Genomic DNA, 15,645 nt, shown 5'->3' on the forward strand with positions numbered 1-15,645 from the left:
GTTCGGCGGCAAAGTCCGACGCTCGATTGCCCAAGGTCTTCCATCTTCTGACGGGAAGTCCTTACCTTCTCACGGAATCGTCTGCTCTGGCATGTATTGAAAGCGGTCAGGCCTTTCCTCTACCGTAGCGACCTATCTTTCGCGATGCGGATAAAGCATGTCTTTGGCCCCTTCACGTTCCTTGTTTTTCCTCGCGTTCCTGGCGGGTACGCTGACATTGGGCGCGTCCTTTTACCTCGAGTTTGGCGTCTCGTTGCGTCCGTGTTTCCTATGCCAAGTGCAACGGGGATTCCTGGCCGCTTTCACATTGATCAACCTGGTCGCCGCACTCCACAATCCCAAGCGACCCGTGATCTGTCTTTATGGGCTGGCAAGCATGGTCTGCGCCTTGCTGGGCGCCCTAACCGCCGTGCGCCAGGTGCTGCTACAAAATGCCGCGCCGGATGAGGCAGCCGATTGCTGGCCCAGCCTGCACTACATGATCGAAAACCTATCGTTTTGGCAGGCCCTGCAGTTGACGTTCAAAGGCACTGTCGACTGCGTGGAAACCAACTGGACGCTGTTTGATTTGAGCCTTCCCGAGTGGAGCCTGCTGTTCTTCATCGGGATGTTGATCCTTGGCCTGATGCAGTTTTCACGGCTGTTTTTAAGCCAGTGTTCGCGCCCGGCGAGGCGCTGAAAGCGAGTCGCAGTTTGGAGAGCGGGATTAAACACTTGTATGAACTTTCTCTCCTGCGTACCTTGAAGCCATCGTCATGCGGGCATAATCTGGCCCGCACGTGTTATTGAAACCGTTTGTCAGATGTTGCCTTGCCCAGCGCTGCTTTATCCTTGAAGTGTTGCGCAGGCACCAGGCGGCAGCGCCCCTATAGGGAAGAGAGATCACCATGCTGGATAGTTGTCAGAATGCTCAGGAACGCTGGGGTGGGGTGCACAAGCTGATCGACAATTGGCTGAAGGCACGCCACGAACTGGTTCGGGCCTTTGATGCTCTCGGTGCCAAGCCTGAGGCGCTGGCTGAGAACCGCGAACCGTTGCAGGACTTCTGCGTTGTATTGGTGGACTACGTGTCGGCCGGCCATTTTGGTGTCTACGATCAACTCACCAAGGAGGCGGAGGCCTTTGACGATCAGCGTGGCCTGGATTTGGCTGAGACCATTTACCCGCGCATCGATGTCATTACCGAGAAGCTGCTAGCGTTTACCGACCTGTGTGATGCCGGAAACTGTGTTGCTGAAAAATTCAAAGAGTTGGGCGCGCTGCTGCACGAGCGATTCGAGCTGGAAGATTGCCTGATCGAAGTGCTGCACAATGCTCACAAAGAAGAGGCTGCTACCCAGGCCTGACCCTCGACAGCGGTACGAAAGACGGTGCGCATGGCGCGCCGTTTTTTATTGGGTCAAGGACGGGTACCGAGCAACTCAATCTCGAATACCAGCGGTGTATAAGGTGGGATCAACTCGCCGGCACCGTCGGCGCCATAGGCCTGGGCCGATGGAATCACTAATCGCCATTTCGCGCCCACGGGCATTTGTTGCAACGCGCTGCTCCAGCCGCTGATCACACTGTCCAGACGAAACCATTGAGGTTGCCTGCTCTGGTCGAACACTGTCCCATCGGGTAATCGCCCCACGTATTTCACTTCAACCTGGTCGTTGGCCTTGGGCTTTCCACCCGTGCCGGGGGTGAGTTCGGTGAGCAGGATTCCATCAGCCAATTCGCGTACGCCTTTTACGGCTTTTTCTTTGCTCAAAAATTGTTGTTCGGCCACAAGTGCTTTTTCACTTTGAGGTCCCTGCGCTTCGGCTGCGTTTTGTGCTTCGTGCTGGGCAAGAATCTGTTCGATACGTGCGTTGTCCAGCGCCAGCGGTTTGCCCTGATAGGCTTGCTTGAGGCCGTCGATCAAAGCCTGGATCTGCAGGTCGGGGACCTCCTGCCGCAGGCGCTCACCGAGACTGGCGCCCAAGCTGTAGGCGAGGTCGTGCTGGTTCTGATCAGCGTTTTTTGGCGGCGATTGATCGCTCGCATTGGCCACCGAAATGGCCAAGCCAAGCACAAGAAAAAGGTAACGCGACATGGGCATTCTCCCGCCGAAAGTGCGACGGATTATGCCAGTGTGATGAGGTGAGAAGTGGCGCGTATTTACGTTATATCGACAAGAATTTTTACACGGTGCAACGCAAGTCAAACGATACTGTCAACATGCCCTAGCGGCGGTAAGAGCAGAGGGCTAGTATGAGCCGCACCCAAGTCAGCCAGGAGGTAAACCATGTCGGCCAAACAGAAGCCTGTTAATACCCCGTTGCATTTACTCCAACAACTCTCGGGCAGTTTGCTCGAACATCTGGAAAGCGCTTGTTCCCAAGCCTTGGCCGATGCAGAAAAACTGCTCGCCAAGCTGGAAAAACAACGCGGTAAAGCGCAAGAAAAGCTGCACAAATCCCGCACCAAACTGCAAGATGCTGCCACTGCCGGCAAGGCCAAGGCTCAAGCCAAAGCCAAAGACGCTGTCAAAGAACTTGAGGACCTGCTCGACGCCCTCAAGGATCGCCAAGCTGAAACCCGCACCTACATTTCCCAACTCAAAAAAGATGCCCAGGAAAGCCTGAAGCTGGCCCAGGGCATTGGTCGTGTGAAGGACGCTGTAGCTAAGGCGCTGGGCGCTCGTACGCCTGCAAAAGCTGTTGCAGTAAGCGCGGCGAAGAAGCCTGCAAGCAAAGCTGCTGCCGCCAAGGCGCCTGCTAAAGCAGCCGCGAAGCCAGCTACCAAAACCGCCGCTGCTAAACCGGCCGCCAAGCCAGCGGCTAAAACTGCTGCTGCAAAGCCAGCCGCGAAGCCAGCTGCTAAAACCGCTGCTGCAAAGCCCGCCGCGAAGCCAGCTGCTAAAACCGCTGCTGCAAAACCGGCCGCCAAGCCAGCTGCCAAAACTGCTGCTGCAAAACCGGCCGCCAAGCCAGCTGCTAAAACCGCTGCCGCAAAACCAGCCGCGAAGCCAGCCGCCAAACCTGCAGCTGCAAAACCAGCCGCTAAGCCAACTGCCAAACCTGCTGCCAAGCCAGCCGTTGCCAAACCAGCTGCCGCAAAACCAGCACCGGCCAAGCCAGCAACACCTGCTGCTGCCCCGGCAGCGTCGAACGCTCCAGCTGCACCGGCCAGCAACACGCCTGCCCCGGTAGCGCCAAGCACCACCCCAACCAGCGCCTCCTAAGTGCTGGTGACCACGACGCGCAGCTGCTGCAGCGCGTCGTGGTCAAGGTTGGCGGCATCCTCAGCCGCCAGTCCTTCCAGCCACTGTTGATGACCCATCGCCTCACCCGTCGGCCACATTCGCGCCCGTGTTTCCAAGCGCGCGAGCAATTGTCGTTCGGCCTCAAGCTCCAGGGCTTTGACCCGTTCGCGTAACCCCGCCAAATCCTCGTCCTGCTGCGCCATCGCACGCCATTGCATGCGCACCCGTCGTAACGGCTTAACCACGTGCGCCTGCCAAGGCTCGGCGATCTGTTTCAGCGCCTGAATGCGCTCGGCCGTCACGGCCACAGCGCGCTGTTCCAGCCACGCGCCACAGAGCAATAGGCACACATCCGCACCTTGCGCCTGTAAACGCAGGCAACCGGCTTCGACGCCCGGGCGGGCGTAAGTCGTGAGGGCAAAGTTCCATAGGTCAGCGCACATATTCACACCCAAGCCAGCGGGCAACGAAGCTGGTAGACTCCGCCGCCATTATGATCCGACTTCAAAGCCTAACATTACAGCGTGGCCCGCAACGTCTTCTCGAAGACGCCGAGCTGACCCTGCACGCCGGTCACAAAGCCGGCTTGATCGGTGCCAATGGCGCCGGCAAATCCACGTTGTTCGCCCTGTTGCTGGGCGAGCTGACCCCGGATTCCGGGGACTGCTTGTTGCCGGCCGACTGGCGTATCGCCCACATGCGCCAGGAGATCGACACCCTGGACCGCATCGCAATCGACTACGTGCTCGATGGCGACCTGCGCTTGCGCCAGGTGCAACACGACCTCGCCGAGGCCGAGAAAGCCCAGGACGGCGCCGCCCAGGCGCGCCTGCACTCGGAACTCGACAGTGCCGACGGCTACACCGCCGACGCCCGCGCCCGCAAAATGCTCGCCGGCCTTGGCTTCACCAACGAGCAGATGGACCGCCCGGTCGCCGACTTCTCCGGTGGCTGGCGCATGCGCCTGAACCTGGCCCAAGCGCTGATGTGCCCCTCGGACCTGTTGCTGCTCGATGAACCGACCAACCACTTGGACCTCGATGCGATCCTGTGGCTGGAAGACTTCCTCAAGAATTACCAGGGCACATTGCTGCTGATTTCCCACGACCGCGATTTCCTCGACGCCGTGGTCGACAACATCGCCCACGTCGAACAGAAGAAAATCACCCTGTACCGTGGCGGCTATACCGCATTCGAGCGCGCGCGCGCCGAACGCCTGGCCCAGCAACAACAGGCGTTCGAGAAGCAGCAGGCGCAGCGTGCGCACATGGAAAGCTACATCGCCCGGTTCAAGGCCCAGGCCACCAAGGCCCGCCAGGCCCAGAGCCGGATCAAGGCCCTGGAGCGCATGGAAGAGCTATCGGCGGCCCATGTCGATTCGCCGTTCGACTTTGTGTTTCGCGAGTCGGTGAAGATATCCAGCCCGTTGCTGGACCTTTCGGATGCTTGCCTGGGTTATGGCGACAAAACCATCCTGGAAAAAGTGAAGCTGCAGCTTACGCCAGGTGCACGCATCGGCTTGCTCGGTCCTAACGGCGCGGGCAAGTCGACGCTGATCAAAAACCTGTCGGGTGAGCTTGAGCCCTTGGCCGGTCGTTTGACCCGTGGCGAGAACACGGTGGTGGGCTACTTCGCCCAGCATCAGCTGGATTCCCTCGACTCCAAAGCCAGCCCGTTGCTGCACTTGCAGCGCCTGGCGCCGATCGAGCGGGAACAGACCCTGCGCGACTTCCTGGGTGGTTTCGACTTCCGGGGGGCGCGCATCGACGAGCCGGTGCTGAATTTTTCCGGTGGCGAAAAAGCCCGACTGGCCCTGGCGTTGATCGCCTGGGATCGTCCGAACCTGCTGCTGCTCGACGAACCGACCAACCACTTGGACCTGGAAATGCGCCTGGCGCTGACCATGGCCTTGCAAGAGTTCAGCGGTGCGGTACTGGTGGTGTCTCACGATCGCCACTTGCTCAAGAGCACCACTGACAACTTCCTGCTGGTGGCCGATGGCAAAGTCGAAGAGTTTGACGGCGACCTGGATGATTACGCGCGCTGGCTGACGGATTACCGCCTGCGCAACGCGCCGGTCAGCAATACGCCAGTCAACCCGGACAAGACCGACAAGAAAGCCCAGCGTCAGGCCGCCGCTGCACTGCGTCAGCAGTTGGCGCCGCACAAACGTGAAGCCGACAAGCTGGAAGCCGAGCTGGGCAAGGTGCACGAGCGCCTGGCCAAGATCGAAACCAGCCTGGGCGACAGCGCCGTTTACGAGGCAGCCCGCAAGGACGAGCTGCGTGACCTGCTGGCTGAACAGGCCAAACTCAAGGTGCGCGAAGGGCAGTTGGAGGAAACCTGGATGGAAGCTCTCGAGCTGCTGGAAACCCTGCAAGCGGAGCTGGAGGCGCTGTCCTGATGGAAGCGTTGCATCTGCCGTTACCGGCGCAATGGGTCGAGCCCGTGTGGATCGGCGTGCAAATCCTGCTGATTCTGCTGGCCGGCTACCTGGCCCAGCGTTTTGTAGCCAAAGGCCTGACTCGCCTGGGTGAGCGCTACCCATTCCCCCCGCAACTGCTGATGCCGCTGCGCGGTGGCTTGCGCTGGTTGATCATGGGCAGTGCGCTGATCTTTGTGCTGGGCCGCCTGGGTGTCTCCGCGACCGTGTTGTGGACGGCGCTTTCCGGGTTCGTCGCGGTCGCCGCCGTGGCGTTCTTTGCCATGTGGTCGGTGCTGTCCAACCTGCTGTGCGCCATTCTGATCTTCACCGTCGGGCCGTTTCGCCTGGGTGATATCGTCGAGCTGGTGGATACCGTCGATAAACCGGGCGTGAAGGGCCGGGTCGTGGCGATCAATCTGCTCTACACCACACTGGTTGAAGTGGCGGAAGCCGGCACCGACAGCGCAATGGTGCAGGTGCCCAACAGCCTGTTCTTCCAACGCGCGGTGCGACGTTGGCCAGGTACCCACGTGTTTCCGGGCGATCGCTAGCATTCACATCTTGTAAAAATCTATAGCTATCCGTTGGTCGGCGGAGTTAGCTTAAGGGAAAACCGCTAACTCCCCCCTGAGGTGTGTAATGGCACTCGATACGTGGCTGGCCTTTCTCCTGGCCAGTTGGATCATCTCCCTTTCCCCTGGCGCCGGCGCCATTGCCTCGATGTCCAGCGGCCTGCGATACGGTTTCCTGCGCGGTTATTGGAATGCCATTGGCCTGCAGCTAGGCCTGGCGATGCAGATTGCGGTCGTCGCCTGCGGCCTGGGAGCCATCCTGGCGACGTCGTCCACGGCGTTTTATGCGATCAAATGGTTTGGTGTGGCGTACCTGGTGTACCTGGCCATCAAGCAATGGCGCGCGTTGCCTATGGACATGACCGACGACGCGGCCGTGCGCCCGATCGGCAAGCCGATGGCGATGATGTTCCGAGGCTTTCTGGTCAATGCCAGCAACCCTAAGGCCCTGGTGTTCATGCTGGCGGTGCTGCCGCAGTTTGTGAACCCGCAAGCGCCGTTGCTGATCCAGTACCTGATCCTGGGTGCGACGATGATTTGCGTCGATATGGTGGTGATGGCGGGGTATACGGGGCTGGCGTCGAAAGTGTTGCGTTTGTTGCGCACGCCTAAGCAGCAGAAGCGTATGAACCGTACGTTTGCTGGGTTGTTTGTGGGGGCGGCGGGCTTTCTCGCCAGCCTGCATCGCGCAACGGCATAAACCGCACGCCAACTGAAGAAACCGAATCAAAAAATGTGGGAGCGGGCCTGCTCCCACATTGGTTTTGTGTTGACAGTGAGTTTTAGGCTCAGCGCAGGATCTTCGGCGCTTCATCCCTTGGCAGGTTGTTGCGCAACGGCGGTTGGCTCGGGTCTTGATACCCGCCACCCAATTGCTCCGCCAACTGCCGCGCTACATCCTCACCCAGCGCTTTCGAGACTTCTTTCACCACCCGCGGCCGATTCAGGCTCACACGCACATCGCGGCTGCTCACCAGCTTGGTGTCCTGGCCTTCACCCATGGCGGTGAACGCCGAGGTGATCTCGTAGGTGCGGGTGTTGATCAGGCTGAAGTCCGCCACCAGCGTCAGGCCCAATACCGCCGAGTAGCTGTTGGTGTGGTCCAGGGCGTTGATGTCCTGGGTGAAGTCGATGTCTGAGAGCGTACCGAACAGCACATAGTCAGCCCCCTTGAAGTGGCCGGCCTTGATGCGCTTGATCACGTCGTAGACGTCACCCTTGGCATCGGCGGTGTAGGGCGTGCCCTGCACCAGTTGGAACTGGCGGGACTTGAGGATCTCGCCCTTGATGTCACCGCTGAATTTACGCAGCTCGCTCTGTTCGATGTAGCTGGTACGGCTTTCGTACTCGCTGTAATTCGATGCGCCGCTGGCGTGGTAAGCGCTGGCCTGGAAGTTATTGCTCGCCGACACTTGGTGAATGTATTCCTCGACCCGCGCCTCGTAGGCCAGGTCAGTCACCGCGATCTTCGGGGCGGCCGAGGCGCCGAAGGCGCACAGCAGGCCGATCATGCCGATCCATGCACGCATTGCTTAGCGCTCCGTGGTCTTGCGGATTTCTTTTTCGTCCATCCATTCGGCCAGGCCGCTCTCGACGTCGATCAGTTGCAGGCTGAACTTGTAGAACACGTCCTTGTAGTCCGAGCTGCGCTTGACGATGGAGCTGATGGAGCCTTCCAGGCGGTACTTGGCGGCGACCATGTTGCCGGTCTTGCTGACGGTGGACTTCTTGTACAGGCCGCTCTGGTTCTGCAGCTTGAGCTGGTCAACCTGGCTTTGCATATCGGTGTTGTCGCTGGCAAAACGCGCGGTGCCGGTCTTCATCAACTGGGTCTTGATCGACGTGGTGATCTCGCGGGTATCGATGTATTCGCTGGTCTTGTTTTTCACGTCATACACCTGCACCACCGGGCGGCCTTGCAGGATGCCGGACTGGGCCAGGGAGCGGGTCATGCTTTCGGCGATCATCTGCAGGTCGGTGGAGCCGAACTCGTTGGTCACCAGTTCTACGGCCTTGGTATCGCCGTAGCTGATGTTTTTACCGCCCAGTACCGGCGAAGTGTTAGAGCAGCCGCTGGCCAATACGGCAACTACGGCGAGGATCGAGAAGCGTGCAAACATGGGGAAATCTCTCAGTAGCAAAAAGGGTGAACGGCTCAAGGCGTTTTCACTTCAAGACGGAAGTCTGCCGCCTGGGGCAAGTTGGCAATCGCTGGCAGGAAGGTCGCCTGGTTGGCGTACAGGTTCAGCACCTTCCAGGTTTCTTCATCGCCCACCGGGAAGCCATCGGCGCCCAGCCAGGCAAAGCGGTAATACATCATCTGATTGCTGCTGGTGATGTTGCTCAACTGCACCTTGGCGGTGAGAAAGCCGTTCTCGCGGGCAACACGAATGGCACCGACCGCGACGCCCTTGAATTTGCCCATTACTACGATTTTGCTCGCGGCGCTGCCGGGCTCCGGCGGCGGTGGGGTGGCACAGCCTGCAAGCAGGACCAGCGCCAGGGCGCCAGGGATGAAATGACGCATAGCGTGCTCCTTAAGGTTGTTTGAGGGCGATGGCTTGAGTGGCCGTGTTCGGCACCACATGGGCGGCCAGGCCGCCCGCGAACACTTGGTTACCAACCACGCGCAGGGTGATCACCTGATAGCGCTGATCAGCCTTTACCGTCACCAGCGTGCCGCCCAGGGCATTGGGCAGGCTGATCTGGTGTTCGCCGTGCTTGAGGCGCAGGCGGGTCACCTGGGTCAGGTCCGGCAGTGTGCGCCAGGTGCGGGTGTCGGCGCCTTCGGTGACGGCCGAGGCGATACCCAGCACCAGGCCCGCCATAGGGTTGGTCTTGTTCAGGTTGTTCTGCGCCACGCCACGGGTGACCGCGCGCACGGTGGTGCGCAGGATGATCCCTGGCATGTCATCGCGCAGTGCGCGGCGGGACATGGCCGTGGTGCTGTTGAGTGCAGTGAGGTTCTGCTGCTGGCCGTCGACGCCGATCTGGGCGAAGGTCGCGGTGGACGTATCCGCCTTGATCACCGGGAATGACAGCGGTGTGATCACCAGGTTGCCATTGATGGGAATCGGCAGCGGCAGGCGAATCGAATCGCGGGCCGGTGCCAGGCCGCTCTGCACCACGATCAGCACGTCGGTTTCATTGGCGCCGACCTTGGATTTATCCAGGTTCAGCAGGGCCTGTTCCAGCAACGGGGTATTGGGGCGCAACTCGGCGGCCTTGCGGTAGCCGGGGGCCGCCAGGTCTTTTTCGCCCAAGGCTTCGTAGACGAAACCGGCCAGGTAATGGCTGAACGCACTCTGGTAGCTGTTTTTCAGGCCGACCACTTCCGGCGCATCCAGTGCTTCCACCGGGTAGCCGCGCAGGTCTTTCATCCGGGTGGTCACGCCTTCACGCTCGGCTTCGTTCTCGCGCTTGAGGTATTCCTTGTCCCTCAGGTCGGCAATCACCGCTTCGCGTTCATGGGTCTTCTTGATTTGAGTGCGCGCGCCGTCGAAGTCGTTCAGGGCCAGGAGGTTCAGGGCCATCTGCGTGGTCAGCATGACCTTTTCGTAGTCATAGCCTTCGTAGCGCCGCACTTTGTCGTTGGCAACGAAACTGCCGAACTGGGCGAGGTACCTGGCGCTGTCGAACTTGACCGAGTCCTCCCACTTGGCGACTTGCAGGTCGGCACTGCGCCAGGCTGTCTGGCTGCCAGTCATGTCGCCTTTAGCCCGCAGCAACTCGCCCTTCTCGAAGAAATAGAGCAGGTCCTTGTCGTCGCCGGTGTTGTTCTTTTCCAGCAGCGTCAGCGCGGCGTCGACATTGCCGGTGGCCAATTGCTGGTTGGTGGCTTGCAGTTCGGTGTCGTAATTGCGGAACATCGAACAGCCGGACAGCAAGGTAACCGCCGCAAGCGCGAGCGAAGGTAAGGCGCGAAATGCCATGCAAACTTCTTCCCTGAAAAGTATCAACCGATGTGGTAATTCCTCATAAAAACGAGGAACGAAATTCCCTTTCGCACTAACAGGGCGCGGCATTATAGGCACCATTACTGGCAAAACAATGGCTATTTGCTCAGATGAAATCGACTGGAGTGCCACCCTCCCGCATTTAAAACGCTCCGCCCCCACAAACGACAAATCACTTACGGCTTGAGTCAAACCCGTAAAGTCTTAACAATGTGTTACTTCGTATTTCCATTTGAGATTCGTTCATGACTGCCCCCTTCCGTTTTCTCGCCTGGCTGATATTGCCGGCGTTGATGTCGTGCAGCTTCAACCTGTTGGCCGCGACTGCCGAGGGCGCCCCACAAGCTCTGCATTTGCTGGACTACATTGGTGCTGACTATCCTCCGACGGTGGAGGCGGGCAAGGTTATCGATGAGTCCGAATACCGCGAACAGCTGGAGTTTCTCGGGGTGTTGCAGGGGCTGGTGGCAGAGTTGCCACAGCGCCAGGAACGCGCGGCGTTGGTCAACGGTGTTGATGAACTGTTAGCGGCTATAACCGCTCATCAGGACGGCGCGACAGTCGCACGCCAAGCCCGGCAATTGGGGGCTCAACTGGCCGTGGCCTATGAAGTCAGTCAGGCCCCGGCGATCACGCCTGATCCAACCCGTGGCGCGCCGCTCTACGCCCAACATTGCTCGGTGTGCCACGGCACAGCGGGCTCCGGTGATGGGCCGGCCAGTGTGGGTATGACGCCGCCGCCCGCTAATCTGCGGGACGCTGTGCGTCTGGATCGCCTGAGTCTCTACGCGATCTACAACACGCTGGGCCTGGGTGTCGAAGGTACCGATATGCCGTCCTTTGCCGACCAACTGGACGATCGCCAACGCTGGGACCTGGCCACTTACATCGCCGGCTTCACCGCCGACCCGGCCGCCGCCAAAAGTGAGCAACCGTTTAACCTCGCCGACCTGGCTCGCCAGACGCCCAATGAAGTGCTGGCCGCTAACGGCCCGGCTGCCGCCGCGACGTTCCGCGCCCAGCGTGCGCAACCGCCGCAGGTCAAGCGTGGCCCTGCGCAGCTGCTCGAATACACCGCTACGACCCTGGACAAGAGCCTGGCCGCGTTCCGCAGCGGTGATCACGAACAGGCCTACGACCTGTCGGTGGCCGCGTACCTGGAAGGCTTCGAGCTGGTGGAAAGCTCCCTGGACAACGTCGACGCCAACGTGCGCAAAGACACCGAGAAGGCGCTGATGGCCTACCGGCAGTCGTTGCAGGACGGTTTGCCGGTCGAGCAGGTTCAACAGCGTCTGGACGTGGCCAAAGGCAAACTCGCCGAGTCCGCCGGCTTGCTGGGCAGCGACGGCCTGAGCTGGTCGTTGAGCTACATCTCCGGTTTGTTGATCCTGCTGCGTGAAGGCCTGGAAGCGATCCTGGTGCTGGCCGCGATCCTCGCGTTCTTGCGCAACACTGGCCAGCAGTCGGCGGTGCGCAGCGTCAACGTCGGCTGGGGCCTGGCGCTGTTGGCGGGTTTGGCGACCTGGGCGTTGGCCGCGTATGTGATTGACGTGAGCGGCGCCCAGCGCGAGCTGCTTGAGGGCTGCACGGCGCTGTTCGCCAGCGTGATGGTGCTGTGGCTCGGCGTGTGGATGCATGACCGTCGCCACGCTGCGGCCTGGCAGGATTACATCAAGAGCAGCCTGGTGGGCGGTGGCGGGCGTTTTGGCTTTGCGATGCTGGCGTTCTTCTCGGTGTACCGCGAGCTGTTCGAGGTGATCCTGTTCTACGAAACCCTGTGGCTGCAAGCCGGTCCGGCCGGGCACAACGCTGTGCTGGCGGGTGGCGCCACGGCGTTGGTGCTGTTGGTGGGCCTGGCGTGGGTAATCCTGCGGGGTTCGGCGAAGCTGCCGTTGGCGTTGTTCTTCGGAATCAACGCCGCGCTGCTGTGTGCACTGTCGGTGGTGTTTGCGGGGCACGGCGTGAAGGCGTTGCAGGAAGCCGGGATCTTCGGCACGCGGCCGGTGGCATTCTTTGACTTTGATTGGCTGGGGATTCACGCCGATGCCTACTCGCTGAGTGCGCAGGCAGTAGCGATCCTGGCGATTGTGGTGCTGTATGGCCGCAGTCGGATGGCGGAGAAGCGCCGGGTGGCGGCATAAGATGCGCGTGTGGATTGATGCCGACGCCTGTCCTCGGGCGGCCAAGGACCAAGTGGTGAAGTTCGCCCTCAAGCGCCAGTTCGAAGTGGTGCTGGTGGCCGGTCAGAGCCAGATCAAGCCGAGCTTTGCCTGCGTGAAGCTGATTGTGGTGCCCAGTGGCCCGGATGCGGCGGATGACTACCTGGTAGAGCACGCAGAGCGTGGTGAACTGGTGATCTGCAGCGATGTGCCGCTGGCTGACCGTTTGGTGAAAAAGGGTGTCACGGCCCTCGATCCACGGGGCAAGGAGTTCAGCCCGGCCAACATGAGTGAGCGCCTGGCAGTGCGCAACCTGTTCACCGATCTGCGCGAGCAGGGCCAGATGGGCGGCGGTCCACCGCCCCATGGCGAGAAGGACAAGCAGGCGTTTGCCAATGCCCTTGACCGAATCCTCACCCGGTTGATGCGCCAAGCCTGATCTGTGTAGGGAGCGGGCAAGCCCGCTCACTACACCCAGTGTTTGGCAAGCTGATCAGTCGTTTTCGTGTGTGAGCTCCAGCAACCGATCCACCAGCTTGTTGATCCCCGAAGCGACCTCGCTGATGTTCTTGCCGAGCATATAGGCCGGGGTACTCACCAGTTTGCGCGCCTGGTCTTCGACGATATCTTCCACCGCGCACTCCTGGTGGGTGGCGCCCATCTTGTCCAGTGCGGCGGCGGTGTCGGCACAGTTGCCAATGGTGCAGGTCACGCCAGGACCGTAGATTTTCGCCGCCAGGGCCGGTGAAATGCAGATCAACCCGACGGGCTTGCCCGCTTCGGCAAAAGCCTCGGCCAGCTCCAGAACCTGCGGGTTGACGCTGCAGCCGGCGCCTTCCACGGCAAAGTTCGACAGGTTCTTCGCCGCACCAAACCCGCCGGGCACGATCAGCGCATCGAAGCCTTCGGCATTGGCTTCGCGGATGTCTTTCACGTCACCCCGGGCGATCCGCGCCGACTCCACCAGCACATTGCGTGACTCGGGCATCGCTTCGCCGGTGAGGTGGTTGATCACGTGCAGTTGCGCGATGTCTGGGGCGAAGCATTGGACCAGAGCGCCGCGCTGGTCCAGGCGCAGCAGCGTGATCACGCTTTCTTGGATCTCTGCGCCGTCGTACACGCCACAGCCGGAAAGGATCACTGCTATCTTTTTGCTCATGGGCATTTCTCCTGGGTTCTTGGCGTTAAATGTCTACTAATTTGTCATCTGTTGCCAATGGGATCTCGAGCCGCTGCACCTAATCTGATGTAACAAAAATAAACCGGACCAGACCATGGACTTCGTGCCTTACGCGGTACCGTTTTTCATCGCCCTGATTGTGGTGGAGCTGCTCGCAGATCATTGGCGCGGCCAGCGTAACTACCGGGTGGCGGACGCCATCAACAGCCTTAGCACCGGTGTGCTGTCTACCACCACGGGGCTGCTGAGCAAGGGCGTGGGGCTGTTGACCTATGCGTTCGCCCTCAAGCACCTCGCGGTGGTCGAGCTGTCGGCCCAAAGCGTCTGGACCTGGGTGTTCGCCTTTGTGTTCTACGACTTCTGCTACTACTGGCTGCATCGCATGGGGCACGAACGCAACATCTTGTGGGCCGCGCACTCGGTGCATCATCAGAGCGAGGACTACAACCTCAGCACTGCCCTGCGCCAGACCAGCACCGGTTTCCTGCTGAGCTGGATCTTCTACCTGCCGCTGGCCGCACTCGGTGTGCCGTTGGTGGTGTTTATCAGCGTGGCGTCCGTCAACTTGCTGTATCAATTCTGGGTGCACACCCGGCATGTGCCCAAACTCGGCTGGTTCGAATGGTTTTTCGTCACGCCATCCAATCATCGGGCCCACCATGCACAGAACGCTCTCTACATGGATCGCAACTACGGCGGGGTGTTCATTATTTGGGACCGCCTGTTCGGCTCCTTCCAGGAAGAAGACGACAACGAGCCGGTCATTTTCGGCGTGACCACGCCGTTGGCCAGCTGGAACCCGCTGTGGGCCAACCTGCAGTTTTATGCACAGCTGTGGAGTGATGCGCGGCGCACAGAAAACCGGTGGGACAAGCTGCGCATCTGGTTCATGCGCACCGGCTGGCGCCCGGCGGACGTGAAGGCCAAGTACCCGCTGGCGAAACATGATTTGAGCCAGTTCCGCAAATTCGAGGTAGCGCTGGATGTGCGCCAACAGGTCTACATCGCCCTGCAGTTCGCGGCGTATGTCGGCTTTGGTAGCTATTTGATGAATGTCGGCGAAGGCTTGCCCACGGCGGCGCTGATCCTGGGCTGGAGTGCCATGGCGTTGGGGCTGTTTACATTGGGTGTGGCTTTGGAGAACCGCCCGTGGGCGTTCAGCGCCGAGCTTTCACGGCTGGTGCTGAATGTGCCGCTGGTATGGCTGGCACCGTTGGTCGGTCTGTGGCCGGTCAGCAACCTGGGCTGGCTGGGCCTGCTCAGTTACAGCCTGCTCAGCGTGATTGGCCTCTACTGCTGCACAAGCCGGTTTACTCGACGGGTGTCTTAGGCGTTTCAACCCGTGCTTGCTCGGCGGCAAGCCGGGCCTTTTCATCGGCACAGGCCTGACGAGCGATACGGGCGTTCTTGAAGCGGCGGCGCAGCCAGAGGCCAACGCCTAGCAGCAGCAACGCGCCCAATACCCATAACTCATATTTCTTCACGCTACCGAGCATGCCTTCCAGCACCGCGCCGAAGTGATAGGCCGCTGCGCCCAACGCGGCCGCCCAGATCGCGGCACCAATACCGTTAAGGATCAGGTAACGCAGCGGTGAGTAGCCGGAAAGACCGATCGCCACTGGCATGACCGTGCGTAGCCCGTAGACGAAGCGAAAGCTCAATACCCAGATATCCGGGTGCTTGCGGATATGTTCCAGGGCTTTGTCGCCCATCAATTGCCAGCGCGGCTTGCGCGCCAACAGCTTGCGGCCGTGCTTGCGGCCCATGTAATACCAAAGCTGATCACCGGCGTAGCTACCGAAAAAGGCAACCACCACCACCAGGTTGATATCCATGTACCCACGGAACGCCAGGAAGCCTGCGAGAACAAGAATGGTCTCGCCTTCAAAGAAGGTGCCTAGGAAGAGGGCAAAGTAGCCGAAGTCATGCAGAAATTGTTGAAGCATGGTCTGGGTGCTGGCGAAATGAACGCGCAGCCTACGCCTTCACGAAGATTCATGAAAGTATCGAGATGTGTCGCGAAGTGAACATTTCCTATGTAAATGGCGAATGCGACTACAGGTCGCATCCTTAAGCACAACTGTCATGCCTTCGTCATAATGGCCGCTTATAACTGCAACGCTC

17 protein-coding genes are annotated in these 15,645 nt (G+C 60.2%); 9 read left to right on the forward strand and 8 right to left on the reverse strand.

What is annotated here, in order from left to right; all coding sequences use genetic code 11:
- Positions 1-157 precede the first annotated feature (157 nt).
- Positions 158-679, forward strand: a complete 522-nt coding sequence (locus tag AACY44_RS23130; protein WP_339415133.1) for a disulfide bond formation protein B — start codon at positions 158-160, stop codon at positions 677-679.
- Between the two features lie 208 nt (positions 680-887).
- The gene (gene rsd / locus AACY44_RS23135; protein ID WP_339531136.1) at positions 888-1,346 is read left to right on the forward strand and encodes a sigma D regulator; all 459 of its coding nucleotides are present in this window, start codon (positions 888-890) and stop codon (positions 1,344-1,346) included.
- Positions 1,347-1,399: 53 nt separating this feature from the next.
- Here rsd and AACY44_RS23140 read toward each other — a convergent pair whose 3' ends face one another.
- On the reverse strand, positions 1,400-2,077 hold the full coding sequence (locus tag AACY44_RS23140) for an FKBP-type peptidyl-prolyl cis-trans isomerase (RefSeq protein ID WP_339415135.1): 678 nt from the start codon (positions 2,075-2,077) through the stop codon (positions 1,400-1,402).
- A 192-nt stretch (positions 2,078-2,269) separates the two neighbouring features.
- Here AACY44_RS23140 and AACY44_RS23145 point away from each other — a divergent pair, with 192 nt between their 5' ends.
- Positions 2,270-3,208: an AlgP family protein gene (locus tag AACY44_RS23145; protein ID WP_339531138.1), complete on the forward strand. Its 939-nt coding sequence runs from the start codon at positions 2,270-2,272 to the stop codon at positions 3,206-3,208.
- Here the strand turns inward: AACY44_RS23145 and AACY44_RS23150 are convergent.
- Positions 3,205-3,672, reverse strand: coding sequence for a TIGR02444 family protein (locus AACY44_RS23150; protein WP_339415137.1), 468 nt, complete (start codon positions 3,670-3,672; stop codon positions 3,205-3,207). The two genes, AACY44_RS23145 and AACY44_RS23150, sit on opposite strands and share 4 nt — an antisense overlap.
- A gap of 50 nt (positions 3,673-3,722) precedes the next feature.
- On the opposite strand from AACY44_RS23150, the gene AACY44_RS23155 reads away from it, so the two are divergent.
- The 3 genes from AACY44_RS23155 (at position 3,723) to AACY44_RS23165 (ending at position 6,926) form a co-directional block, all read left to right on the forward strand.
- A complete protein-coding gene (locus AACY44_RS23155) occupies positions 3,723-5,633 on the forward strand; it encodes an ATP-binding cassette domain-containing protein (protein ID WP_339456523.1) in 1,911 nt (636 codons plus the stop codon).
- Complete coding sequence (locus AACY44_RS23160) at positions 5,633-6,205, forward strand: mechanosensitive ion channel family protein (RefSeq protein WP_339415139.1); 573 nt, start codon at positions 5,633-5,635, stop codon at positions 6,203-6,205. The genes AACY44_RS23155 and AACY44_RS23160 overlap by 1 nt, the downstream gene beginning before the upstream one ends.
- Positions 6,206-6,293: 88 nt before the next feature.
- Complete coding sequence (locus AACY44_RS23165; RefSeq protein ID WP_339415140.1) at positions 6,294-6,926, forward strand: LysE family transporter; 633 nt, start codon at positions 6,294-6,296, stop codon at positions 6,924-6,926.
- Between the two features lie 88 nt (positions 6,927-7,014).
- On the opposite strand, the gene AACY44_RS23170 is transcribed toward AACY44_RS23165, so the two are convergent.
- The 4 genes from AACY44_RS23170 to AACY44_RS23185 are packed head-to-tail and all read right to left on the reverse strand — an operon-like array spanning position 7,015 to position 10,158.
- Entirely contained in the window at positions 7,015-7,755 is a 741-nt protein-coding gene (locus tag AACY44_RS23170; RefSeq protein ID WP_339415141.1) for a penicillin-binding protein activator LpoB, read from the reverse strand.
- Positions 7,756-7,758: 3 nt separating this feature from the next.
- Entirely contained in the window at positions 7,759-8,346 is a 588-nt protein-coding gene (lpoB, locus tag AACY44_RS23175; protein WP_049710984.1) for a penicillin-binding protein activator LpoB, read from the reverse strand.
- Between the two features lie 35 nt (positions 8,347-8,381).
- The gene (locus tag AACY44_RS23180) at positions 8,382-8,753 is read right to left on the reverse strand and encodes a YcfL family protein (RefSeq protein WP_339415143.1); all 372 of its coding nucleotides are present in this window, start codon (positions 8,751-8,753) and stop codon (positions 8,382-8,384) included.
- 10 nt (positions 8,754-8,763) lie between these two features.
- Entirely contained in the window at positions 8,764-10,158 is a 1,395-nt protein-coding gene (locus AACY44_RS23185) for a COG3014 family protein (protein ID WP_339415144.1), read from the reverse strand.
- Between the two features lie 269 nt (positions 10,159-10,427).
- Here AACY44_RS23185 and AACY44_RS23190 point away from each other — a divergent pair, with 269 nt between their 5' ends.
- Together AACY44_RS23190 and AACY44_RS23195 are read left to right on the forward strand one after the other, a co-directional pair.
- A complete protein-coding gene (locus AACY44_RS23190; RefSeq protein ID WP_339496771.1) occupies positions 10,428-12,323 on the forward strand; it encodes an FTR1 family protein in 1,896 nt (631 codons plus the stop codon).
- A gap of 1 nt (position 12,324) precedes the next feature.
- Positions 12,325-12,780, forward strand: coding sequence for a YaiI/YqxD family protein (locus AACY44_RS23195; protein ID WP_339415146.1), 456 nt, complete (start codon positions 12,325-12,327; stop codon positions 12,778-12,780).
- A gap of 54 nt (positions 12,781-12,834) precedes the next feature.
- Here the strand turns inward: AACY44_RS23195 and elbB are convergent, their stop codons facing one another.
- Positions 12,835-13,500 carry an isoprenoid biosynthesis glyoxalase ElbB gene (gene elbB / locus AACY44_RS23200; protein ID WP_339531141.1) on the reverse strand — a complete coding sequence of 222 codons (666 nt, stop codon included), beginning with the start codon at positions 13,498-13,500 and terminating at the stop codon, positions 12,835-12,837.
- A gap of 115 nt (positions 13,501-13,615) precedes the next feature.
- Here elbB and AACY44_RS23205 point away from each other — a divergent pair, with 115 nt between their 5' ends.
- Positions 13,616-14,851, forward strand: a complete 1,236-nt coding sequence (locus AACY44_RS23205; RefSeq protein ID WP_339531143.1) for a sterol desaturase family protein — start codon at positions 13,616-13,618, stop codon at positions 14,849-14,851.
- Here the strand turns inward: AACY44_RS23205 and AACY44_RS23210 are convergent.
- The gene (locus tag AACY44_RS23210) at positions 14,832-15,467 is read right to left on the reverse strand and encodes a DedA family protein (protein ID WP_339427617.1); all 636 of its coding nucleotides are present in this window, start codon (positions 15,465-15,467) and stop codon (positions 14,832-14,834) included. The genes AACY44_RS23205 and AACY44_RS23210 overlap by 20 nt on opposite strands.
- Between the last annotated feature and the right edge of the window lie 178 nt (positions 15,468-15,645).

The sequence above is a fragment of the Pseudomonas sp. RA_15y_Pfl1_P11 genome, from assembly GCF_963970975.1.
GTDB classification, from domain to species: Bacteria; Pseudomonadota; Gammaproteobacteria; order Pseudomonadales; family Pseudomonadaceae; genus Aquipseudomonas; species Aquipseudomonas tritici.